Genomic DNA, 21,716 nt, shown 5'->3' with positions numbered 1-21,716 from the left:
GGGGGAGACGCCGGGCGGGCGAACGGCCCGGCCGGAAGGGTGCGTTACGAGGGTGCGGGCCCCGTGGACGCCTCAGTACACGTCGCGGACGTAGCGCTTGTCGGCGGCGAGCTGTTTGACGTAACCGGCGGCCGCCTCCTCCGCCAGGCCGCCGTGCGCGACGGCGATGTCCCGAAGTGCGCGGTCGACGTCCTTGGCCATCCGGGACGCGTCACCGCACACATAGAAGTGCGCGCCGTCCTGGAGCCAGGACCACAGCTGGGCGCCGTGTTCGCGCATCCGGTCCTGGACATAGACCTTGGCCCGCTGATCGCGGGAGAAGGCGGTGTCCAGCCGGGTGAGCAGGCCGTCGCGGCGCAGCCGGTCGAGCGCGTCCTCGTAGTAGAAGTCCGTGGCGCGCCGCTGCTCCCCGAAGAAGAGCCAGTTGGGGGCGCGGTGGCCACGGGCCCGCCGCTCGTCCAGGAAGCCGACGAAGGGCGCGACGCCGGTGCCGGGGCCCACCATCACCATCGGGGTGGCCGGGTCGGCCGGCGGACGGAAGTGGGCGGCGCGCTGGACGAAGACCGGTACCGGGCTGCCCGGCTCGGCATCGGCCAGAAAGGTGGAGGCCACGCCCTTGCGGGGGCGGCCCGCGCGGTTCTCGTAGCGGACCACGGAGACCGTCAGCCGGAGCAGCCCGGGATCGGTCAGCGGGCTGGACGAGATGGAGTACAGCCGGGGCTGGAGACGGGGGAGCAGCGCGGCCCACTCCGCCGCACCGGCCCGGACCGGGAACTCCGCGAGCACATCGACGGCCTGCCGGCTCCAGGTCCACTGGGCCAGCTCACCCTTGTTGTCGGGCCGCAGCAGCTTCTTGAGGACCCGGTCACCGGTGCGCTCGGTGACCAGCCGGAGGAGTGCGGGGGTGATCCTGGCGATGTCCAGATGACGGTGCAGGGCCTCGCCCAGCGGCACCGTGCCCGGGCCCGGGAGCTCGACGGGGGCGGCGGGATCGAGACCGGTGACGGCCAGCCACTCCGCGACGAGGTCCGGGCAGTTCCGCGGGAGCACGCCGAGCGCGTCCCCCACCTCGTAGTCCAGCGGGGTGCCGTCGCCGTCCCGGGTGTCGAAGGTGAACTGCCGCACCTCCTTGGTGGCCCCGGCCCGGCTCAGCAGGTCGTTGCCGACGAGGCGGGCGGTGGCGGGCGCGGCCTTGGAGGGCCGGGCGGGGCCGCCCGGCGCCCGGGCCGGGGCGGCGGGCGCCGGGACCGTCCCCGGCGTCCCGGCCGCGGCGCCCGCCCCGGCACCGCCGTCCGCCGCCCCGCCGGCCTGAGCCTCCCCGCCGCCGTCCGGCTCCGCACCGCCCTCCGCCTCGGCGCCGTCCTCCAGGGCCGTGAGGACCTGGTCGAGCCACTGCCCCGCCGGCTGCTCATAGTCCGGTTCGCAGTCCGTACGGGGCACCAGCCGCTTCGCGCCCAGCTCGGCGAGGCGTTCGTCGAGCCGGCGGCCGTGGCCGCAGAAGTCGTCGTAGGAGGAATCGCCCAGGGCGAGGACGGAGTAGCGCATCCCGTCCAGCCGGGGCGTGTCCGGCGCGTTCAGGGTCTCCCAGAAGCCGGACCCGTTGTCGGGGGCGTCGCCGTCGCCGAAGGTGCTGGTGACGATGAGCAGATCGGCGCCGCGGGGCAGGGTGGCCGGTGCGCTGTCGTCCATGCTCAGCAGCGTCGCCGCCCGTCCGCTGCCGGTCAGCCGGCGGGCCGTGTCGGCCGCGACCTCCTCCGCGTTGCCCGTCTGGGAGGCCCACAGGACGACGACCGTACGGGTGGCCTGGGCACCGGCCGCTCCGGCGGGAGCCTTTGCCGGGTCCGCCGCCGTCGCCGGACGGGTGTCCGGCGTGCGGGAGAACATCCCGGCCAGGACACCGTTGACCCACAGCGCGCTCTCCGGGCTGAACGGGGCGTGGGACGGCAGCACGGGAGTGCCGACGGCGGTGGCGGGCCCGGAGCCCAGCCCGGCGAGAAAGCCTGCGAGATAGCGCCGTTCGTGGTCGGCCAGCACCGGCGGGGCCGGCTCGCCGAGCCGGAACACCCCCGCCAGCACCGCCCTCGCCGCGTCGAGGTCCTGGTCCGCCCCGGCCCCGGACCCGTCGCCGGCCCGCCCGGCGCCCGCCCCGCCCTGCGGCTGCCCCGGGGCGGCCGCGACCCTGGCCAGCGACACCGCGCAGACCTTGAACTCGGGCTGGAAGGAGATCGGATCGACCGCGTCATGGGTCACCGCGTTGACGCTGAGGTACTCGCCGAACAGGTCGTTCCAGTGGAACGGCGCGAAGCAGTTGCCGGGCCGTACCCGGTCGGTCACCACGGCGGGCAGCACCGCCCGGCCGCGCCGCGAGGCGACCTCCACCGTGTCACCGTCCGCGAGGCCCAGCGCCGCGGCGTCCTGCGGATGCAGCTCCACGAACGGGCCCGGGTTGAGCTTGTTCAGCTTGCCGACCTTGCCGGTCTTGGTCAGGGTGTGCCACTGGTGGGGCAGCCGCCCGGTGTTCAGCACATACGGGAAGTCGTCGTCGGGCATCTCGGCCGCCGGGAGGTGCGGCCGGGCGAAGAACATTGCCCGGCCGCTCGCGGTGGGGAAGGACAGCCGGGGGCGGGTGCCGTCGGGCCGCTCGTCCAGGGTCTGGCTGACGCCGTCGTTGAGGTAGCGCACCGGATTGCGGTCGGGCCCGTCGACGGCCGCGCTGGGCCACTGCACCGGGGTGTCCCGCAGCCGCTCATACGTCACTCCGCGCAGATCATAGCCGGTCCGCGGGTTCCAGGCGCGTTTGATCTCCGCGAATATCTCCTCCGCGCTGTGATAGGTGAAGGCGTCCTCGTAGCCCATCGCACAGGCGATCTCCGCGATGATCCGCCAGTCCGGCCAGGCCGCGCCCGGCGGGTCCGCGGCCGGTTGCACCAGCGTCAGATTGCGCTCCGAGTTGACCATCACGCCCTCGGACTCGGCCCACATGGCCGCGGGCAGGACGACATCGGCGTAGGCGTTGGTCTCGGTCTCCGCGAAGACGTCCTGGGCGACCACGAACTCCGCGGCCTCCAGCCCCTCGATGACCGTCCGGCGGTTGGCGACCGAGGCGACGGGGTTGGTGCAGATGATCCAGCACGCCTTGATGTCGCCGTCCGCCATCCGCCGGAACATCTCGACGGTGCCCTGCCCGGGCCCGTCCGCCCGCACCGTCCCCGGCTCCAGGCCCCACAGCTCCTCGGCGAAGGCACGGTCCTCCGCCACCAGCGTCGACCGCTGTCCCGGCAGCCCCGGCCCCATATAGCCCATCTCGCGGCCGCCCATCGCATTGGGCTGGCCGGTGAGCGAGAACGGGCCGCTGCCGGGCCGGCAGATCGCACCGGTCGCCAGATGCAGGTTGACCAGGGCATTGGTGTTCCAGGTGCCATGGGTGCTCTGGTTCAGCCCCATGGTCCAGCAGCTCATCCAGTCATCCGCCGCGCCGATCCACTCGGCGGCCCGGCGCAGGTCCGCCTCCGGAATCCCGGTGAGCTCGGCGACCCGGGCCGGCGGATAGTCCTGGAGAAAGGCCGGCATGGGCTCCCAGCCCTCGGTGTGCTCGGCGATGAACTCGGTGTCCACCCGGCCGTTCTCGACCAGCAGATGCAGCAGACCGTTCAGCAGCGCCAGATCCGTACCCGGCGCGATCTGGAGGAACAGATCGGCCTTGGCCGCGGTGGCGGTACGGCGGGGATCGACCACGATCAGTTTGGCGCCCGCCTTCACCCGCTCCATCATCCGAAGGAAGAGGATCGGGTGGCAGTCGGCCATGTTGGAGCCGATGACGAAGAAGACCTCGGCATGCTCGAAGTCCTGGTACGAGCCGGGCGGGCCGTCCGCGCCCAGCGACAGCTTGTAGCCGCTGCCCGCGCTCGCCATGCACAGCCGGGAGTTGGACTCGATGTGCCGGGTGCGCACAAAGCCCTTGGCGAGCTTGTTCGCCAAGTACTGGGCCTCCAGCGTCATCTGGCCGGACACGTACAGCGCCAGCGCGTCCGGGCCGTGCGCGTCGACGATCTCGCGCAGCCGCCCGGCGGTCTGCTTGATCGCCGCCGTCATCGCCTCGGCCACCGGCTCGTCACCGCGGTCCGCGCGCACCAGGGCGGCCGACAGCCGCCCCGGCGCGGCGAGCAGCTCGGCGCTGGTCGCGCCCTTGGTGCACAGTCGTCCACCGTTCGCCGGGTGGGCCTTGTCCCCGGCCGCCTTGCGGACCGTCCGCCGCCCCTCCGGGTCCGTCGCGACATCCAGCACGATCCCGCACCCGACCCCGCAGTACGAGCACGCCGTCCGCACCTGCGTGAGGCGCTCTGCCAGCGGTTCCGGTGCGGTCACGGACGGTTCCCTTCGTGGTCGGAAGCTTGTTCCGACCCTACGAACGGCCCGTTAACCGGGTGTCACATCAAGCGATCACCAGTCGTTACGGCGGCCACACAGTCACCGGAGGCGCTCCGTGAGAACCGGGCGGGGGCCCGGTTCTCAGGGCACCAGGGAGTCCAGTGGCACGGCCGGATCGGCCAGCTTCTCGGGATCGACCGCCTGCCCGCTCAGCACCAGAGCCTTGATCGGCCCGGTGACGTCCCAGACGTTCACATTCATCCCGGCCAGCACCCGTCCCCCGGAGAGCCAGAAGGCGATGAACTCCCGGGCATCGGTGTCCCCGCGGAAGACGACCTGGTCATAGCCCTCCGGCTCGGCGTATCCGGTGTACTCCATGCCCAGGTCGTACTGGTCGGTGAAGAAGTACGGCAGCCGGTCGTAGCGGACGTCCTGGCCCAGCATCGCCCGGGCGGCAGTCTGCGGCTGGTGCAGGGCGTTGGCCCAGTGCTCGACGCGCAGCTGCCGGCCCAGGACCGGGTGGTAGGCGTTGGCGACATCGCCGGCCGCGAAGATGTCCGGGTGGGAGGAGCACAGCCGCTCGTTCACCACGACACCGTTGTCGACCTTGAGCCCCGCCGCGGCGGCCGGCTCACTGTTCGGGGTGATCCCGACGCCGACGATGACCGCATCGGCGCCGATCAGGCTGCCGTCCGCCAGCCGGACACCGTCCACCGCACCGCCCGTGCCGGTGATCTCCGAGACCTGGGTGCCGCAGCGCAGCTCGACCCCGTGATCGGTGTGCAGGGTGGCGAAGATCCGGGCCGCCTCGGGCCCCAGGACCCGCAGCAGCGGCAGCGCCGCGGCCTCCAGCACGGTCACCTCGACCCCGGCGGCGCGCGCGGCGGCCGCGGTCTCCAGGCCGATCCAGCCCGCGCCGATCACCACGACCCGGGACACGGAACCGAAGACTTCCTTGAGGCGGTCGCTGTCCGGCAGCCGCCGCAGGTAGTGGACCCCGTCGAGGTCCGCACCGGGCACCCGCAGCGGGCGCGGGGTGGAGCCGGTGGCCAGCAGCAGCTTGGCGTAGCCGAGCCGGCTGCCGTCCGCGAGGGTCACCTCGTGGCCGGCCGGGTCGAGGGCGGTGACGGCCTGGCCCAGGCGCAGCTCGACCTCGTGCTCCGCGTACCACTCGGGCGGATGGACGAACGCCGACTCCCGCTCGGCGGTGCCCAGCAGATAGCCCTTGGACAGCGGCGGCCGCTCATACGGCCGCTCGCGCTCGTCGCCCAGCAGCACGAGCGGGCCGTCGAAGCCCTCCTTGCGCAGCGTCTCCGCGGCCTTGGCGCCGGCCAGCCCCGCCCCCGCGATCAAGAATGCCGTGTTCCGGCCCATGTCCTGCTCAGCTCCTTCGGACGATCGGTCATCCCGTCATCCGTTCCCGCCCGGGGCCCCGGCAGGCACCGCCGATGGTGTGGCCGTCACCCCCGTCCCGCGGGGGTGGCGGACCTGCCGGGGCACCCGTACGACTGCGCGAGACCGCCGGGCCGGGGATGCCTCAGTCCTCCCCTGCCGCTTCCCCTGCGGCACCGCCGAGGAAGTGGAAGCCGGGGCGCGGATGCATCAGGAAGTCATGGTGCGAGATGTTCCAGGCGTACGCCCCGGCCACCCCGAACACCACCCGGTCACCGGCCCGCAGCCCCGGCGCCGGGACCGCGCGGGCCAGTACGTCCTTCGGGGTGCACAGCTGCCCGGTGACGGTGACCTGGTTCCCCTGGGCCACCGACCGGGGCCAGGGGTGCGGCCAGGGCGCGTCGGACGGCAGCACCGTGCAGGGCTGGTCGTGGCCCTTGGTCGCGGGGGTCCGCAGATGATGGGTGCCGCCGCGCACCACGGCGAACTCCTCGCCGTGGCTGTGCTTCACATCCAGCACCTCGGTGGCGTACCAGCCGCAGTACGCGGTCAGCGCCCGCCCCGGCTCGATCCGCAGGGTGAGGCCGGGGTGGGCCGCGGCGAGCCGGGCCAGTCCCGCGCCGTACGCGGTCCAGTCGAAACGGCGCTCCGGCGCGGCGTAGTCGACCGCCATACCGCCGCCGATGGTCACCTCGGAGAGCGGAATCCGGTGCTCCGCGGCCAGCGTGGTGGCCCAGGTCACGATCGCCTCCGCCACGCCCAACTGCTCGGGCGCCTCCAGGCCGCTGGCCAAGTGGGCGTGGATTCCGCGGAGTTCGAGGTGCGGATAGGTGCCGTCGGTGAGCAGCGCGACGACCTCACCGGCCTGGTCCGGGTCCAGTCCGAAGGGGGTCGGGCGGCCGCCCATGGCGAGCGAACTGCCGTCCAGGGAACCGTCGTCGACCGGCAGGTTGAAGCGCGCCAGCACCGCGATCCGGCGCTCCGGGGCGAGCCGGGCGGCCAGGTTCGCGAGCATATGGATCTCGTACACGCTCTCCACATGGAAGCGCTGTACCCCGCACTCCAGCGCCTGGGCGACCTCCGCGGGGGTCTTGCCCGGTCCGCCGAAGGCGAGCGGCGCGCCGGGCACGGCCTTGCCGGTGTGCGCCAGTTCGCCGCCCGAAGAGACCTCGTAGCCGTCGACGTACGGGCGCAGCGCGCCCAGGATCTCCGGCTCCGGGTTGGCCTTCGCCGCGTAGTACAACTCCACGCGCTCGGGCAGCGCGGCCCGGACCTGGGCCAGATGCGTGCGCAGCGCCGTCAGGTCGTAGACGTAGGCGGGCAGTTCCTCGGACGCGAGGCCCTGGACGCGGTCGCGGACCGCGGCGGTGGGGGCGAGGCCGGGGGTGGTCATCGGGTGCTCCAGGGGGTGGTGTCGTCGGCGCGCACGGCACCGGACAGAACGGCCTCGGCCAGCGGCGAGGGCAGCAGGACATAGCCGGCCTCACGGTCGGCCTTGCGCTCCCAGCGGGTGAGCAGATTGGCCTTGGCGGGCAGCGGGACACCGGCCAGCAGGGCGGCCAGCCGCGGCGGGCAGCCGTACCGGTCCGCGTGGGTCTGAAGGGTGCGGCGCACCTGCGCCCACAGTTCCGCCTCGGTGCCCGGGTGCAGATCGGCGAGCGCGGCGAGCATCTCGGCGACATGGTTGACCAGCAGGCAGTACACGACCCGGTCCCAGCCGCGCTGGGCGTCGTAGGTCATCGGGGCGGCGACCGGCTCGGGCAGCGACGCCAGCAGTTCGGCGTGGTGCTCGGGGACCAGCTTGGTGCCCTCCAGGTCACGGAAGAGGACCTGGGCGGGCATCCCGTCGCCGTCGACGCAGACCAGCACGTTCTGAAGGTGCGGCTCCAGCACCAGGCCGTGGTCGAAGTAGGCGGCGAGCACCGGCGGGAGCAGCAGATTGAGGTAGGCGGCCCACCAGTCCAGTGCGGCCTGCGGTCCGGCGCCGTCCAGGAGCCGGGAGACATGGGCCTCGCTGGTGGGGTACTCATCGGCGACGGCGGCCGCCAGCAGCGGGGTGGTGCCGGGCAGCAGCCGCTGGGAGAGGCCCTCGCGGACGATGACGCCGAACCCTTCGAGCAGTTCGGTGTCCGGGCGGCCGTCTGCGCCGGGCAGCGCCAGGCTGCGGTAGGCGGGCTCGCGCAGCACCGCGCTGCCGGGGAACCGGGTGGCGAGGTCGGCGAGCGCCGGCGCCAGCAGCCGGGTGAGGGCGATCGCCCCGGACAGCTCGTAACTGGCGTTCTTCCGGAGGCAGTTGGTGATCCGGACGTTCAGGCTGAACTTGAGGAACGCCGCGCCGTCGTAGAGCGTGCGCACGGACGCGGTGGCGGCGAACGGCGCCCCGCCGGTGCCCAGGACACGGATGTCGTCGCGCTCCAGCGCCGCCCGCAGACCGGCGTGCTCGCGCAGCAGCTCGTACTGCCAGGGGTGGACGGGCAGCAGCCGGTAGCCGTCCGGGACCTCGGTGTGCAGCGCGTCCAGCGGGGCGGTGGCGTCCTCGTCGGCCGCTTCCTCGGCGATCAGTTCCGCGCGCACGGCGAGCAGCAGCAGCGGGAAGGCGGCCCCGGTCTCCGGCGCGTACGACTGCCAGGCGGCGGGATCGCCGGTGCGGGCCTTGGGCGTCGGGTGGAAGCGGTGGCCGAGGATCAGCGACTGTTCGGAGGAGACATAGGCGGTCTGCCAGTCCTCCGCGTCCCGTTCCCCGGCGGCCGGGTGTGGCTCCGTACGGGCCGCCAGCGCCGCGGAGACGGCCTGGTGGCTGGAGGCGATCTGGGCCAGGAACTCCTCGTTGTCCACGCCGGTCCGCAACGACAGCTCGGCGTGCACGTACTCGGCCAGCCGGCGCCAGCCCACCTCGGCCCAGCCGTCGGCGGTCTGTTCGGCCACCGGGCCGGTGAACCGGTGCGCGCCGAGCAGCGAGGTACGGCGCAGCGCGACCCGCAGCAGCACACCGCGGCGCGGCAACCGGATCAGCAACTGCCCGTTGTCGACAGCGGTCTGGTGCTCGGGTCCGGACACCTCGCGCAGCAGGCAGTTGAGCAGGGTGTGCGCCACGGCCTGATCGGCGGTGGGCAGACCGGCGGGCGCGGCGGGTGCCACGGCGGGGCCGGGGGAATTGGTCAGCGGAGGCATCGCGGGCTCCTGCGGGTGCGGGGGAGGCGGGAGAGCAGAACAGGGGCGGCGGTCGCGAGGACGGTGACCAGGGCGATCGCGGTGCCGGTCAGGACGGGCGCGGTCGGGCCGAACCAGTCGTTGCCGGCCGCGGCGGCCACACCGGCGGCGACCGCACCGGCCTTGGAGAAGAATTCGATCGAGCCGAACAGCCCACCGGGGGACCGGCCCTTGGCACAGTCCGCGGCCAGTACGGACAGACAGACCAGACCGAGGGTGAGCCCGGTACCGAGCACCAGACGGACCGCGACGAAGCCGGTCAGCGAGTCCACCAGGCCGTGTCCGGCCAGACCGAGCGCGATACAGCCGAAGCCGATACCGATACCGAGCCGGGGGCGGGTGCGGAAGACGGCGTGCACCGCCATCGCCGCGACCAGGTAGCACATGTGGGGCAGGGCGAACAGCACGCCGGACACCATGGGGTCGGTGCCCGGAATCCGCTCCTTGATGAGGGAGATCAGGTAGGGGAAGGAGATGACGGTGGAGAAGACGAAGGCGAACTCCAGGGCGTAGAGGGCGCGCAGCGAGGACCGCGGGGCGGGCCCGGAGTGCTCGGCCGCGGCGGCCTCGGCCGCGGCCGTCTCCACCGCCGATGTGCCGTCCGCGTCGACCTCCGCGGTGGCGGCCTGCGGTGCGCCGGTGCGGACCCGCGGCGGCTCCGGGAGCGCCGCCAGCATCACGGCCGCGGTCAGCGGCAGCACGGCCAGCAGGGCGTACTGCCGGTGCGGCGACAGCCACGGCGTCAGCGAGCCGACCACGATCGGGGCGAAGACCAGGGCCGCACGGGCGCTGCCCTGCATCAGGGTGAGCGCCCGGGACAGCGCATTGCCTTCGAGCGCCGCTCCGAGATAGCCGTTCGACGCGGCGAAGGTGCCGCCGAGGATGCCCTGGAGGACCAGCGCCGCGATGAAGGTGCTCATCGAGTCGGCCCAGCCGGCCAGCAGGAACGCCGCCGCCAGCCCCAACTGCGCGCGCAACAACAGGCGTTTGCGTCCGAAGCGGTCCGCGAGCCGCCCCCACAGCGGTGCGCCGATGGCGCCGAAGATGGTGGGGATGATGTAGAGCAGTCCGGCCCACCGGGCGGCGTCGGCGCCGAACTCGGGCAGGATCTCGGTGAGATACGGCGGCAGGCCGAGGGCGGCGAACGACGCCACGAAGTAGCAGCCGGCCACGGCGTGCACCTGGCGGCGGCCGAGGCCCGGACGGTCCTTGGTTTCGACGACAGCCGGTTCGACCGGGCGAGAAGTGGTGGTCCTCATCGGGAAGTCCCCGTCGGAAGCAGGTAGTTGGGGCCGGTGGTGTAGTGCTTGTTGATGTCGGCCGCGCCCGAACGCTCCTTGGAGAGCAGCGTCCCGGCGCTCACCATCGCCTTGATGGGGAGGTGCGGGGCGTCCAGGACGGAGGCGCGCAGCGCGGCGCCCGGCTCGCCCGGGGCGGTGCCCAGCCGTTCGACGGCCTCGGCGAGCCGGTCGCGGACCAGACCCAGCAGCCGTGCGAGCGGCGCCCGTCCGTGCCGGGCGAGCCCGAAGGCGTACGAACCGGCGCACAGGTGGACGGTGATGGTGGTGAACAGGTCCAGCACCGGCCGGTCGCTGTCGGCGAAGATCCGGGGGTCGGCGAAGTCCGACGGTTCCGGGGCGTCGGCTCCCAGCGTGTCCCGCAGCCGGGCGGTGTTGATCCGTGGCCCGTCGTTGTCCTTGAACAGCAGCCGCAGCCGGGTGCCGTCCGCCGTGCGGTCCCACACCAGCGAGATGTTCTGCTGGTGGGACTCCAGCGCGATGCCGTAGCCGAAGAGCGTGGTCTGCCAGTCGAAGAGCAGGGTGAGGCAGGCGTCCAGCAGGGCGAGCGGATCGCCGCCGTAGAAGCGGTCCGCGAGGTGGTCGATCACCAGCCGCCCGCCGGGCGCCCGGCTCAGCAGCGCGGCCATCGGCACCACGGCACTGCCGTCCAGCCCCGCGGGGTAGCGGCGGCACAGCACGGTCAGCAGCTCGTGACCGGCGTGCGCGTAGACGGTCTCGTCGGCCTGGAGGACCGACTCCCGGAAGCGCGGCTCGCGGGCGAGCACGGTCTCCAGCAGCCGCTGCCCCGCCGCGCCGTCGATCAGCGTTCCGGGCTTGATGGTGCGCCGGTTCCGCAGGCCCAGCGTGGCGGTGGCCAGCGGCAGCTTCAGATGGAGCCGGGGATCGGCGTCCAGCGCCACGGTGCGCATCGACAGGGTGGGGACGACGTCGACCACGGCGCGCTCGGACAGCACCGCCTCGCCCGCCAGACCCGATTCGCGCAGCGCACCGTCCAGCGGGTCGCCGTGCGTCAACGGGTGGACGGGGAGGGCAAGATGGCTGGCGTCGAGGTGGGCCAGGCCCAGCTCGGCAGGCGTCGGCCAGCAGGCGGGCAGCGTGGCCTCGCCGCCCGGAAGGGTGACCGCGGCGCGCGGCAGGGCGAGCCAGCGCAGCGCGAAGTCCGGGCGGAACTCCGGTGCGTAGGCGCGCAGTTGGGCTTCGGTCAGACCGGACCGGCCGCGGGCGGTCGGATAGACGGGGTGGTCGAGCCGCGCGGCCAGCGTGTCGTACGCCAGGCCGCCGTTCAGCCCCAGCCAGCCGGCCGGGTCCGCGCCATGACGCACCATCAGCTCGTCCTCGGCCTCGTCCCGGGTCCGGGTGTGCAGCCGCATCGTCTCCAGGGTCTGGCGGCACTCCTCGGCGAAGGCGTCGAAGCCCTCGCGGTCGGCCGGATCGGCCAGCGCGTGGAGCGCCGTGAGGACCTCGTCGACCGTGGTCAGCCGGGCGCCGTCGGACTCCCGCACGAGGAGCGGCAGCCGCGCCGTGTACGTGCTCTGGTAGCCGTCCTCGCCGAGCGGCAGCAGCAGCGCCCCGGCGGTCTCGTCGGCGGGCAGCCGCAGCCAGCGGCCGTCCGGCCGCTCCAGCAGCGTGCCACGGGTGCGCAGACCGACCACGTCCTCGCGCAGCAGCGCGCCCAGGACCCGCAGCAGCAGTCCGGATTCCTCGGCGTCCGCCGCGGCCGGGGCCCGGCCGGTGGCGGTGTCGAGCGCGGCGGTCACGACGATATCTCCCAGCGCTCGGCCGCGAGGAACGCCTCCGACACCCGGTCCACGGCGCTCCGGTCGGTGCCGGTGGCCCGCAGGACGCCGAGGTAGTCGCGGTTGGTGCGGTAGTGCGGGTGCTCGGTGCCGACCTCGCGCAGCGGCCGGTAGGTCAGCCGTACGCCGTCCACCGTCCGGTCCACGGCGGCGGGCGCCGCGGTGAGCGTCCCGGCCCGGTCGGCGCAGGCGTAGTCCACCCGGCCCGCTCCGTCGCGCCGCGCGCCGAGGTCGGCGGGCAGCGGCTCGCCCAGATGGGTCCGCAGAATGTGCTCGAACAGGGGGATGTCCAGGACCTCGGCGAGCATCAGGTCGCACTGGTCCCCGATGACGCGGTAGTTCACCTCGATGAGCCGCGCGCGGCCCTCGTGGACCACGAATTCCGTGTGGCAGGCACCGAACCCGACGCCCAGCGCGTCCAGTTGGGCCAGCACCTGCGCCACCACGGGCTCGGGGTGGGCGGCGACGAGGTCGAGCCGCTCCTCGATGAAGGCCGGCGGGGCGGAGACCGTGGTGTGAAAACCGCCCAGGACATGCCGTACGCGGCCGTCGCCCAGGGTCTCCAGGGTGTAGAGCTCACCCTCCAGGAACTCCTCGGCGACCAGCGCCGCCTGCGGGCGCCGCGCCTGGATCTCCTTGGCGAGCGTCACCAGCTCGTCCGGCCCCTCGGCCAGCACCACATCCTCGCTGGCCACGCCCTCGCGGGGCTTGATGACGCACGGGTAGGGCAGGCCGGCGGCGGTGAGCGCGGTGGGATCCTCGCCGGCGGCGAGCTCCGCGGACCGTACGGTGTCGGCGCCCGCCACGGCGAGGTGGCGGCGCATCTCGGCCTTGTTCTTGGCGCGCAGCGCGGCCCGCCAGTCCTTGCCGGGCAGCCCGAAGTAGTCGGCGGCCAGCGCCGCCTGGGTCTGGAGATGGTCGCTGTTGGTGAAGACCGCGGCGGCCGGGTGGTGGTTCGCTATGCGGGTGATGACGGCACGGAAGTCATGGACGTCGCACTCCAGGACCTCGGTCTGCGGGGAGACCCGCCGGTGCGCTTCGGGCTGATCCGTCAGGATCGTGAGATCGAGGCCGAGGCGGGCGGCGGCGGGCAGGAACCCATCGGTGACCGAGTCGGTGGGGTTGAGGGCGAGCAGATACATCCGCATGAGCGGGGCCCCTTCGGGGTCGAGGTGGTGCGGGGGATCGGGGCGGGGGCGGGCCGGGGGACGGCGGCCCACCCCCTGGTGGGCGGGCGGATCAGCCCTTCGGCAGCGGCACGCCGGCGGCCTTCGCCACGTCGGCGAGCATGTGCTCGGCCGCCTGGATGCCGATGCCGGACATCCAGGTCTCGTCCGGCACGTTGAAGACCTTGTCGTCCTTGACGGCCTTCAGGTCCTTCCAGACCGGGTTGGACGTGACGTCCTTCTGCTGGGTCTTGTCCGGCTCGTCCGCGACGGTCACGAACACCAGGTCGGCGTCGGCCTTGTCGATCTGCTCCGGGCTGACGTCGAGCATCGTCTTGACCGGGTCGGTGGAGCTCTGGGACTTCGGCCGGGCCAGGCCGATGTCGTTGAGGACCACGCCGCTGTAGGAGGACTTCTGGTAGAGGCGGGTCGGGCCGGCGACGAAGCGGACCACGGAGGCCGACGGCATCTTGCCGTGGTTCTTCTTCTTGATGGCCTCGCCCAGCGCCTTGGCCCGGGTCTCGTACGCCTTCAGCTTCTGGTCTGCCTGCTTCTCCAGACCCAGGGCCTTGGCGTGGACCTTCAGATTGGCCTTCCAGGGGCCGCCGGTGGTCTCGGTGAAGACGGTCGGCGCGATGGCCTGGAGCTTGTCGTAGATCTTCTCGTGCCGGACCTTGGAGGACAGGATCAGATCGGGCTTCAGCATCGCGATCTTCTCAAGGTTCGGCTCCAGCAGTGGACCGACGTCCTTGACGCCGCCGATCTCGTCCTTGAGGTACGTGGGGAAGCCGCCCTCGGTCTTCATGTGCGGGGAGACCGCGCCGACGGGCTTGACGCCGAGCGTGGTGACGTCGTCCAGCTCACCGGTGTCCAGGACCACCACGCGCTTGGGCTTGGCCGGGATCTTCACGTCGCCGCCCTGGACACTCTTGACGGTGCGCGGGAAGCCGGCGCCGCCCTTCGCCGCGTCGTCGCCGTCCTTGGACGCCCCGCCGCCGCACGCGGTCAGGGTCGCGGCGCCGACGGTGGCGGCGAGCAGGGCGGCCGGCAGCCGGCGGCCGGAAACAGCAGAGCTCATGAGCATGAGGGTTCGACTTCCTTCAGGGGGAGCGGAAAGGGAAGTGCTCGTGGGGGAGAGCGGGTTCGGGTCAGGCGGTGACGGCGGTGTGCCGTTTCGCGCTGCCCTTCGGGACGACCAGCGGGGTGCCGGTCTCGGGGTCGGGGATCACCCGGCAGTCCACGTCGAACACGGACTTGACCAGCTCCGCGTCGAGTACGTCCGCCGGGGCGCCGGCCGCCGCCAGCTGCCCGTCCTTGAGGACCACGAGATGATCCGCGTAGCGGGCGGCCTGTCCGAGGTCGTGCAGCACCATCACCACGGTGCGGCCCGCCTCGGAGTGCAGCGCGGCGACCAGGTCGAGGACATCGAGCTGGTGCCGCAGGTCCAGGAAGGTGGTGGGCTCGTCGAGCAGCAGCAGATCGGTGTCCTGGGCCAGTGCGAGCGCGATCCAGGCGCGCTGCCGCTGGCCGCCGGAGAGCTGGTCGACGGGCTGGTGGCGCAGCTCCTCGGTGCCGGTGCGCCGCAGCGCCTCCTCCACCGCGTTCTGGTCCGCCGTCGACCAGGGGCTCAGCAGCCGCTGGTGCGGGTAGCGGCCGAGCCGTACCAGCGCCTCGACGGTGATCGCGTCGGGGGTGACCGGCTGCTGCGGCAGCAGCCCCATCCGCAGGGCCAGCGCCCGGGCCGGCATCCGGTGGATGTCGGCGCCGTCCAGCGCGACGGTGCCGGCGGCCGGTGCCAGCAACCGGGTCAGCCCGCGCAACAGGGTGGACTTTCCACAGGCGTTGGGGCCGACGACGGCGGTGACGGCGCCGCCGGGCAGCACCAGGTCGAGGCCGCCGACGATCAGCCGGTCGCCGTAGCGCAGGTCGAGTCCGTGGGTGGAGAGCTGGTTGGCGGTCATCGGACACTCCTGTTCACGGAACTGCTCTGACGGATCATCAGCACCAGCAGCCAGGGCGCGCCCAGAGTGGCGGTGACCACCCCGACCGGCAGACCGCTGACGGGCAGCAGATACTGCGCCACCAGATCGGAGGCGAGCAGCAGTACGGCACCGGCGAGGGCGGACAGGGCCAGCGTCCCGGCGGTCGGCGGCCCGGCGAGGAACCGCACCATGTGCGGCACGGCCAGCGCCACGAAGGCGACCGGTCCGGTCAGCGCGGCGGCCAGCGAGGCCAGCACGATGGCGATGACCAGGATCTGAAGCCGGGCGGTGTGGGTGTTGAGGCCGAGCGTGCCGGCCGAGTCGTCGCCCAGGTCGAGGACGGCGAGACGGCGGTTCAGGAGGAAGGCGACGGCGAGTCCCACGGTCACCGCCCCGCCTGCGGACCACACCTCGGTCCAGGTCCGCCCGTAGACCGAGCCCGTGGTCCACTGAAGGGCCGAACCGGCCAGCTCGGTGGGGAAGCTGACGACCATGAAGGTCACCGCCGCGGACAGACCGGCCTGTACGGCGAGCCCGACCAGCACCAGGCGCGTCACGCTGGTGCCGGAGCGCCAGCCGAAGACTCCCAGCAGCACCGCGGCCAGCAGCCCGCCGCCGAGCGCGGCCAGCGGCATCACTGCCTGCGAGGCCCCGGCGGCCAGCATCGCGACCGCGCCGAACGAGGCCCCGCCGGTCACTCCCATCACATCGGGGGAGGCGAGCGGATTGCGGAACAGCCGCTGCAACAGCGCACCGCCCACGGCCAGCCCCGCCCCCGCGACGATCGCCGCGACCATCCGCGGGGCCCGGAACTCCTGGACCACCAGCACCGTGCCGGCCTCACCGGCACCGAACAGCCCCTTGACCGCCTCGACGGGCGGCAGCGGCATCTCACCGTTGGCCACGGACACCGTCACCAGCGCGCAGAGCACCACCAGACCGGCGACCGTGAGCAGCGGGGTCCGGCCGCGTCCGGGCCCGCGTCCGGTGGCCGGGGCCGGCGACGGGGAGCCGAGCGGCTTCGCGCTCCGTACGACGTCGTTCATCGGGCCACCTTCCGGGCCAGCAGCGCCAGCAGCGGCGCGCCGAGGAACGCGCTGATGATGCCGACCTGAAGCTCGGAGGGCCGGATGACGAGCCGTCCGAGGATGTCGGCGGTGAGCAGCAGCAGCGGACCGGCGATCAGACAGCCGGGCACCAGCACCCGGTGGTCGGCGGTGCGCAGCACCTGGCGGACCAGATGCGGTGCGGCCAGTCCGATGAAGGCCAGCGGACCGGCCACGGCCACCGCGGACGCGGCGAGCAGCACGACGGCCAGGCCGCCGACGGTGCGGATCCGCGACACCGGCACGCCCAGCGCCTGCGCCGAATCATCGCCCAGCGCAAGGGCGTTGAGGGCGGGGGCGAGGGCCAGCGCGATGACCAGGCCGATCACCAGGGTCGGCAGCACCGGGTAGAGCACCTCCAGCGGGCGCTCGGCCAGCGAACCGGCCAGCCAGAACCGGGCCTCGTCCAGCGACCGCTTGCTGGCCAGCATGACCGTCGACGTCCAGGACAGCAGGACGAGTTGCAGCACGGTGCCGCCCAGCGCGAGGCGTACCGGGTCGAGGTCACCGGCGCGCCGGGCCAGTGCCTGGGCGAACAGCGCGGCGGCCGCGGCGCCCGCGAACGCGAACCAGAGGTACTGCACGGGACGGGTCAGATGGAGTGCGTAGATCGCGGTGACCACCGCGAAGCCCGCGCCCGCGTTGATGCCGAGCGTCGTCGGGGAGGCGAGCGGGTTGCGGGTGATGCCCTGGACGACCGCTCCGGCGACCCCGAGCGCGGCGCCGACCGCGAGCGCCACCACGGTCCGCGGCACCCGAAGCCCCGTCACCACCAGTGCGTCCGGCCCGTGGACGGCGCCGGTCAGCGCGTCCCATACGGTGGCCAGCGGTACGGAGCGGGCGCCGAGGGCGAGGCTCAGGGCGGCACAGACCGCCAGCGCACCGAGCCCGGCCACGAACAGCGGGACGCGCCGCAGGGCGTTCGCGGCGGGAGGCGCATCGGGCACGGGGGGTGCGGTGGCAGGAGGTTTGGTCGTCGACACGCGTCGTTACATTAGGTTAGGCATACCTAATATTGCAAGCGGGTGTTCGGTAAATGATCAACTATCCCTTTTGTCGGGCGGCCGGCGTCCCGCTGCCACACTCAGGGCTCCGACCTGGGGTGACCTACCCCTCCCTCGCTCCGCCCACTCCGCCGACCGCTCCTCGATGAGGGCACGTCAAGAGCCGAGGATGCCTCCGGGTTGACTCCCCGACGGTGTCTCCATTGCAGGTGCGGAGTCACCGTGTTTCTCTGGTGGGGGGACCTCGTGGTTCCGCCCGGCCGAGGAGCGCCATGCACCCCACCACTCCGCGCATCGCCATCATCGGTGCCGGACCCGGCGGTCTGACCTGCGCCCGGGTGCTCCAGCGGAGCGGCGTACCGGTCACCGTCTTCGCCCATGAGGCGCCGGCCGCCGCTGATCCGCAAGGCGGCGCCCTGGAGCTGCAGATGACGACCGGTCGGGCCGCGCTGCGGGCGGCCGGTCTCCACGAGGAGTTCACCGCCCTCGCCCGCCCCGCCGGACGGGAGACGCGGCTGCTCGACCACACCGGGGCCGTGCTCCTCCAGGACGCCCCCGCCCCCGGCGGGCCCGACCGCGCCGAGGTCGACCGGGCCGCACTGCGCCGTCTGCTGCTGGCCTCCCTCTCCGCCGGGACCGTGCACTGGGGCAGCTATCTGCGCACCCTGCACCCGCTCGGCGACGGCCGCCACCGGGCCGAGTTCGACGACGGCCACACGGAGACCTTCGACCTGGTCATCGGCGCCGACGGAGCCTGGTCCCGGGTGCGGCCGATGCTCTCCGACGACACTCCCCACTACTCCGGTGTCACCTTCGTCGAGACCGGGATCGCGGACGCCGACGGCCGCCACCCCGACCTCGCCCGTCTCGTCGGCGACGGCGGCCTGCTGGCGCTGTCCGCCGGCAAGGGACTGCTCGCCCGGCGGCACGGTCGGGGTCACCTCCTGGTGTACGCCGGATTCCGCGGCTCCCAGGACTGGGCGTCGGCGGCCGGGGTGCGGATGACGGACACCGAGGCCGTGCGCGCCGTACTGCTCGCCGGGTTCGCCGGGTGGGACGACCGGCTGCTGGCGCTGCTGCGGGACAGCGACGCCGGGTTCGTCAACCGGCCGCTGTTCGCGCTGCCGGTGCCGCACACCTGGACCCACACCCCGGGCCTGACCCTGCTCGGCGACGCCGCGCATCTGATGACGCCGTTCGCCGGCGGGGGCGCCGGCCTCGCCATGTTCGACGGCTGCGAACTCGCCCGCGCGCTGGCCGAGGAGCGCGACCCGGACGCGGCGGTACGCGCCTACGAATCCGTCATGCTGCCCCGCGCCGCGCAGGCCGCCGGCCACGCCGCCCGCGCCCTGGCCCAGTCCTTCGCCCCCGACGCCCCGGACAGCGCGCTGCGCTTTCTGCGCACCGGCCGTGCACCGTGACGGCAGCCGGACTCCCGCCCCGCACCCGGCCGCCCTCCGGTTGCGGCCCCGCCGCGCCCATCGGACGATCGGCAGCGTACGGAGACCGGATCCGCGGCGAACGGACACGAGTGCGGCACTGCCCGGCCATCGCCCGGCGCGGAGGGACGGAACACACCGTGAAGATGACTGAGCCCACGCCCGGCGCGCCCTGCTGGGTGGAGCTGGGCACCTCGGACGTGGCTGCCGCCAAGGTGTACTACCGCCAGGTCTTCGGCTGGGTCGCCGAGACCGATCCGCGCCAGGAGGCGGGCGGCTACACCACGCTGTACCTGGGGGAGGACCCGGTCGCCGCACTGACCCCGCTCTACGCCCCCGGCCGGCCGACCGCCTGGACCGTGTCGTTCGCGGTCCGGGATACCGATGCGATGTCCTCGGCGGTCACCGGGGCCGGCGGCCGGCTGCTGACCGGGCCGATGGACGTCTTCGACCTGGGCCGCTTCGCCGTACTGGCCGACCCGGAGGGCGCCGTCTTCTCGGTGTGGCAGGCCCGCTCGTTCGCCGGCGCCGCGGTGTTCAACGCGCCGGGCTCGCTCGGCTGGGTGGAGCTGGCCACCCGGGACGCCGAGGCCGCCAAGGCGTTCTACACGACGGTCTTCGGCTGGACCGTGGGCACCCACGAGGACTACCCGCAGTGGGGCGTCGACGGCGCCGACTTCGGGGGACTGAGCGCGCTGGACGAGTTCTACCCGGAGGACATCAGGGCGCACTGGCTCCCGTACTTCGCGGTGGCCGACGTCGACGCGACGGCCGCCCGGGCCGCCGAGTCCGGCGGGATGCTGCTGGTGCCCCCGACGGAGGTCCCGCACGGGCCGAAGGTCGCGGTGATCCGGGATCCGCAGGGGGCCTCGTTCGGCATTCACCGCGTCGGCACCGAGGGCTGACGCCCGGTCGTCCCCGGTGCGCGCGCCGGGCGGCGACGGCCCGTGAGCCGGGCGCACGCGCCCTGTCACACGATCGGCGGCCTGTTCGTCGTTGCACCACATTCCCCAGGTGGTTTGCGCGTAATGTCCACCTCCCACCAGTGGGTGGCATCGCGCGTCAAGAACAGGAGACCCCTATGTCCACGACCGACTTCCTCGTGGCCCGAGGCAAACAGCTCGCCGCCGGCACGGGCGCACTGGCCATCGCCGCCGCCCTCGGCGCGACGCTGCTCGCCGCGGCCCCGGCGCAGGCGACGCCCGGCCCCCCGAAGCCCTACGGCGTGGTCACCGCCAAGGCGGGCCTGAGCGAGCGTCAGTACCCCAGCACGGACTCGTCGGTACGCGGCTACCTCCGCCACCGCGCGCACGTCGGCCTGGTCTGCAAGGTGCGCACCCAGAACGTGGGCGGCAACTCCGTCTGGTACCTGACCCGCGAGGAGCGGGCCACCTGGGTCTCGGCGAAGTACGTGACCAACAGCGGCCGCGTCAAGTACTGCAAGGACGTCCACCGCACCCGGGTGCAGCCGAAGCACACGGCGAAGCACGTCGTGGGCTGATGGAGCCCCGGGGAGGCCCGGTCCGGTGCCGCAGCGGTACCGGACCGTGCCTTCGTGTGTGTACGCCGGCGGCACCATAGGCCCGCCGCCCACCCCCTCCGCGCCCTTCCCTATTTCTGGAACAAGTTCTACTGTGCCCCCGATCCGGCAGCCGACGGCCCGTCAGCTTCGCGGGCCCCTCGGACCGGACGACCGGACCGGACGAACTGGAGGGGCCGTGCACCTCGAATACACCCCCGAGCAGCAACAGTTGCGCGCCGAGCTGCGTACGTACTTCGCCGCGCTGGTGCCGGACAACACCTACGGCCGGGACCCCGGGGGCACCAGAGGTGAGCTCGCCGACCCCGCCGCCCAGAAGCGCTTCTACCGCGAGACGGTGCGCAGGCTGGGCGCCGACGGCTGGCTCGGCGTCGGCTGGCCCAAGGAGTTCGGCGGCCGCGGCCTGTCCCCGATGGAACAGTTCATCTTCTTCGACGAGGCCGCCCAGGCGGGGGTGCCGCTGCCGCTGATGGCGCTGAACACCGTCGGCCCGACGATCATGCAGTTCGGCACCGACGAGCAGAAGTCCTACTTCCTGCCCAGAATCCTCTCCGGCGAGATCGACTTCGCCATCGGCTACAGCGAACCGGACGCCGGCACCGACCTGGCCGCCCTCAAGACCCGCGCCGTACGGGAGGGCGACGAGAAGACCGGCCACTACGTCGTCAACGGGCAGAAGATCTGGACGACCAACGGGGACACCGCGGAGTGGGTGTGGCTCGCGGTACGCACCGATCCCTCCGCCCCGCCCCACAAGGGCATCACCATGCTCCTCGTCCCCACCAGCGACCCCGGCTACTCCTGCACCCTGATCAACACCCTCGCCTCGCACGACACCACCGCCAGCTACTACGAGAACATCACCGTCCCGGCCTCCCGCCGCGTCGGCGAGGAGAACAAGGGCTGGCGGATCATCACCAACCAGCTCAACCACGAACGGGTCACCCTCGCCGCCCACGGCACCATGGCCATCCGCGCCCTGCACAACGTCCAGCGCTGGGCCGCCGACACCAAGCTCACCGACGGCCGCCGGGTCATCGACCTGGGCTGGGTACGCGGCCGGCTGGCCCGCACCCACACCAGACTGGACGCCATGAAGCTGCTGAACTGGCAGATGGTCGACGCCCTCCAGCACGACACCCTCACCCCGCAGGACGCCTCCGCCGTCAAGGTCTACGGCTCCGAGGCCAGACGCGACGCCTACGCCTGGCTGATGGAGATCGTCGCCGCCGCGGGCCCGCTCAAGGAAGGCTCGGCCGGCGCCGTCCTGCACGGCGAACTCGAACGCGGCTACCGCTCCGCCGTCATCTTCACCTTCGGCGGCGGCAACAATGAGATCCAGCGCGAAATCATCTCGTGGATAGGACTGGGGATGCCGCGGGTACGGCGCTGAACCGGCAGCAGGAGGCGTG

15 protein-coding genes are annotated in these 21,716 nt (G+C 73.0%); 4 read left to right on the top strand and 11 right to left on the bottom strand.

The window, feature by feature from the left end; translation table 11 throughout:
- Positions 1-72: 72 nt before the first annotated feature.
- From AC3EUV_RS24125 to AC3EUV_RS24075, 11 genes are all read right to left on the bottom strand, one after another.
- Positions 73-4,365, bottom strand: coding sequence for a bifunctional nitrate reductase/sulfite reductase flavoprotein subunit alpha (locus tag AC3EUV_RS24125; RefSeq protein ID WP_435603886.1), 4,293 nt, complete (start codon positions 4,363-4,365; stop codon positions 73-75).
- A 144-nt stretch (positions 4,366-4,509) separates the two neighbouring features.
- Positions 4,510-5,742, bottom strand: a complete 1,233-nt coding sequence (locus tag AC3EUV_RS24120) for an NAD(P)/FAD-dependent oxidoreductase (RefSeq protein WP_432143325.1) — start codon at positions 5,740-5,742, stop codon at positions 4,510-4,512.
- A gap of 163 nt (positions 5,743-5,905) precedes the next feature.
- Positions 5,906-7,153 carry a type III PLP-dependent enzyme gene (locus AC3EUV_RS24115; protein WP_435603885.1) on the bottom strand — a complete coding sequence of 416 codons (1,248 nt, stop codon included), beginning with the start codon at positions 7,151-7,153 and terminating at the stop codon, positions 5,906-5,908.
- On the bottom strand, positions 7,150-8,931 hold the full coding sequence (locus tag AC3EUV_RS24110; RefSeq protein WP_435603884.1) for an IucA/IucC family protein: 1,782 nt from the start codon (positions 8,929-8,931) through the stop codon (positions 7,150-7,152). The genes AC3EUV_RS24115 and AC3EUV_RS24110 overlap by 4 nt, the downstream gene beginning before the upstream one ends.
- Positions 8,919-10,229, bottom strand: a complete 1,311-nt coding sequence (locus tag AC3EUV_RS24105) for an MFS transporter (protein ID WP_435603883.1) — start codon at positions 10,227-10,229, stop codon at positions 8,919-8,921. The genes AC3EUV_RS24110 and AC3EUV_RS24105 overlap by 13 nt, the downstream gene beginning before the upstream one ends.
- The gene (locus AC3EUV_RS24100) at positions 10,226-12,028 is read right to left on the bottom strand and encodes an IucA/IucC family protein (RefSeq protein ID WP_435603882.1); all 1,803 of its coding nucleotides are present in this window, start codon (positions 12,026-12,028) and stop codon (positions 10,226-10,228) included. The genes AC3EUV_RS24105 and AC3EUV_RS24100 overlap by 4 nt, the downstream gene beginning before the upstream one ends.
- The gene (locus tag AC3EUV_RS24095; RefSeq protein ID WP_435603881.1) at positions 12,025-13,215 is read right to left on the bottom strand and encodes an ATP-grasp domain-containing protein; all 1,191 of its coding nucleotides are present in this window, start codon (positions 13,213-13,215) and stop codon (positions 12,025-12,027) included. Before AC3EUV_RS24095 ends, AC3EUV_RS24100 begins: the two co-directional genes overlap by 4 nt.
- Before the next feature lie 91 nt (positions 13,216-13,306).
- Positions 13,307-14,311, bottom strand: a complete 1,005-nt coding sequence (locus AC3EUV_RS24090; protein ID WP_435603880.1) for an ABC transporter substrate-binding protein — start codon at positions 14,309-14,311, stop codon at positions 13,307-13,309.
- Between the two features lie 70 nt (positions 14,312-14,381).
- Positions 14,382-15,194 (bottom strand): ABC transporter ATP-binding protein, encoded by an 813-nt coding sequence (locus AC3EUV_RS24085; RefSeq protein WP_432143332.1) that lies wholly within the window; start codon positions 15,192-15,194, stop codon positions 14,382-14,384.
- On the bottom strand, positions 15,191-16,261 hold the full coding sequence (locus AC3EUV_RS24080) for a FecCD family ABC transporter permease (protein ID WP_432143333.1): 1,071 nt from the start codon (positions 16,259-16,261) through the stop codon (positions 15,191-15,193). The genes AC3EUV_RS24085 and AC3EUV_RS24080 overlap by 4 nt, the downstream gene beginning before the upstream one ends.
- Positions 16,258-17,268 (bottom strand): FecCD family ABC transporter permease, encoded by a 1,011-nt coding sequence (locus tag AC3EUV_RS24075; RefSeq protein WP_432143334.1) that lies wholly within the window; start codon positions 17,266-17,268, stop codon positions 16,258-16,260. The genes AC3EUV_RS24080 and AC3EUV_RS24075 overlap by 4 nt, the downstream gene beginning before the upstream one ends.
- A 329-nt stretch (positions 17,269-17,597) precedes the next feature.
- Here AC3EUV_RS24075 and AC3EUV_RS24070 point away from each other — a divergent pair, with 329 nt between their 5' ends.
- The 4 genes from AC3EUV_RS24070 to AC3EUV_RS24055 all read left to right on the top strand — a co-directional run bounded on the left by AC3EUV_RS24070 (position 17,598) and on the right by AC3EUV_RS24055 (position 21,697).
- Positions 17,598-18,746, top strand: a complete 1,149-nt coding sequence (locus tag AC3EUV_RS24070; protein WP_432143335.1) for an FAD-dependent oxidoreductase — start codon at positions 17,598-17,600, stop codon at positions 18,744-18,746.
- A 158-nt stretch (positions 18,747-18,904) separates the two neighbouring features.
- A complete protein-coding gene (locus AC3EUV_RS24065; protein ID WP_435603879.1) occupies positions 18,905-19,669 on the top strand; it encodes a VOC family protein in 765 nt (254 codons plus the stop codon).
- Positions 19,670-19,845: 176 nt separating this feature from the next.
- Positions 19,846-20,265 carry an SH3 domain-containing protein gene (locus AC3EUV_RS24060; RefSeq protein ID WP_432143337.1) on the top strand — a complete coding sequence of 140 codons (420 nt, stop codon included), beginning with the start codon at positions 19,846-19,848 and terminating at the stop codon, positions 20,263-20,265.
- A gap of 217 nt (positions 20,266-20,482) precedes the next feature.
- Positions 20,483-21,697: an acyl-CoA dehydrogenase family protein gene (locus AC3EUV_RS24055; RefSeq protein WP_435603878.1), complete on the top strand. Its 1,215-nt coding sequence runs from the start codon at positions 20,483-20,485 to the stop codon at positions 21,695-21,697.
- Positions 21,698-21,716 lie beyond the last annotated feature (19 nt).

It is taken from the genome of Streptomyces sp. bgisy130 (assembly GCF_057708345.1).
This window is presented reverse-complemented; position numbering and strand designations above follow the sequence as displayed.

Bases quoted from the DNA above. Each gene is read 5' to 3' on its own strand.
- AC3EUV_RS24120 (WP_432143325.1), bottom strand. From the start codon at position 5,742: ATGGGCCGGAACACGGCATTCTTGATCGCGGGGGCGGGGCTGGCCGGC.
- AC3EUV_RS24115 (WP_435603885.1), bottom strand. From the start codon at position 7,153: ATGACCACCCCCGGCCTCGCCCCCACCGCCGCGGTCCGCGACCGCGTC.
- AC3EUV_RS24110 (WP_435603884.1), bottom strand. From the start codon at position 8,931: ATGCCTCCGCTGACCAATTCCCCCGGCCCCGCCGTGGCACCCGCCGCG.
- AC3EUV_RS24105 (WP_435603883.1), bottom strand. From the start codon at position 10,229: ATGAGGACCACCACTTCTCGCCCGGTCGAACCGGCTGTCGTCGAAACC.
- AC3EUV_RS24095 (WP_435603881.1), bottom strand. From the start codon at position 13,215: ATGCGGATGTATCTGCTCGCCCTCAACCCCACCGACTCGGTCACCGAT.
- AC3EUV_RS24090 (WP_435603880.1), bottom strand. From the start codon at position 14,311: ATGAGCTCTGCTGTTTCCGGCCGCCGGCTGCCGGCCGCCCTGCTCGCC.
- AC3EUV_RS24085 (WP_432143332.1), bottom strand. From the start codon at position 15,194: ATGACCGCCAACCAGCTCTCCACCCACGGACTCGACCTGCGCTACGGC.
- AC3EUV_RS24080 (WP_432143333.1), bottom strand. From the start codon at position 16,261: ATGAACGACGTCGTACGGAGCGCGAAGCCGCTCGGCTCCCCGTCGCCG.
- AC3EUV_RS24070 (WP_432143335.1), top strand. From the start codon at position 17,598: ATGCACCCCACCACTCCGCGCATCGCCATCATCGGTGCCGGACCCGGC.
- AC3EUV_RS24060 (WP_432143337.1), top strand. From the start codon at position 19,846: ATGTCCACGACCGACTTCCTCGTGGCCCGAGGCAAACAGCTCGCCGCC.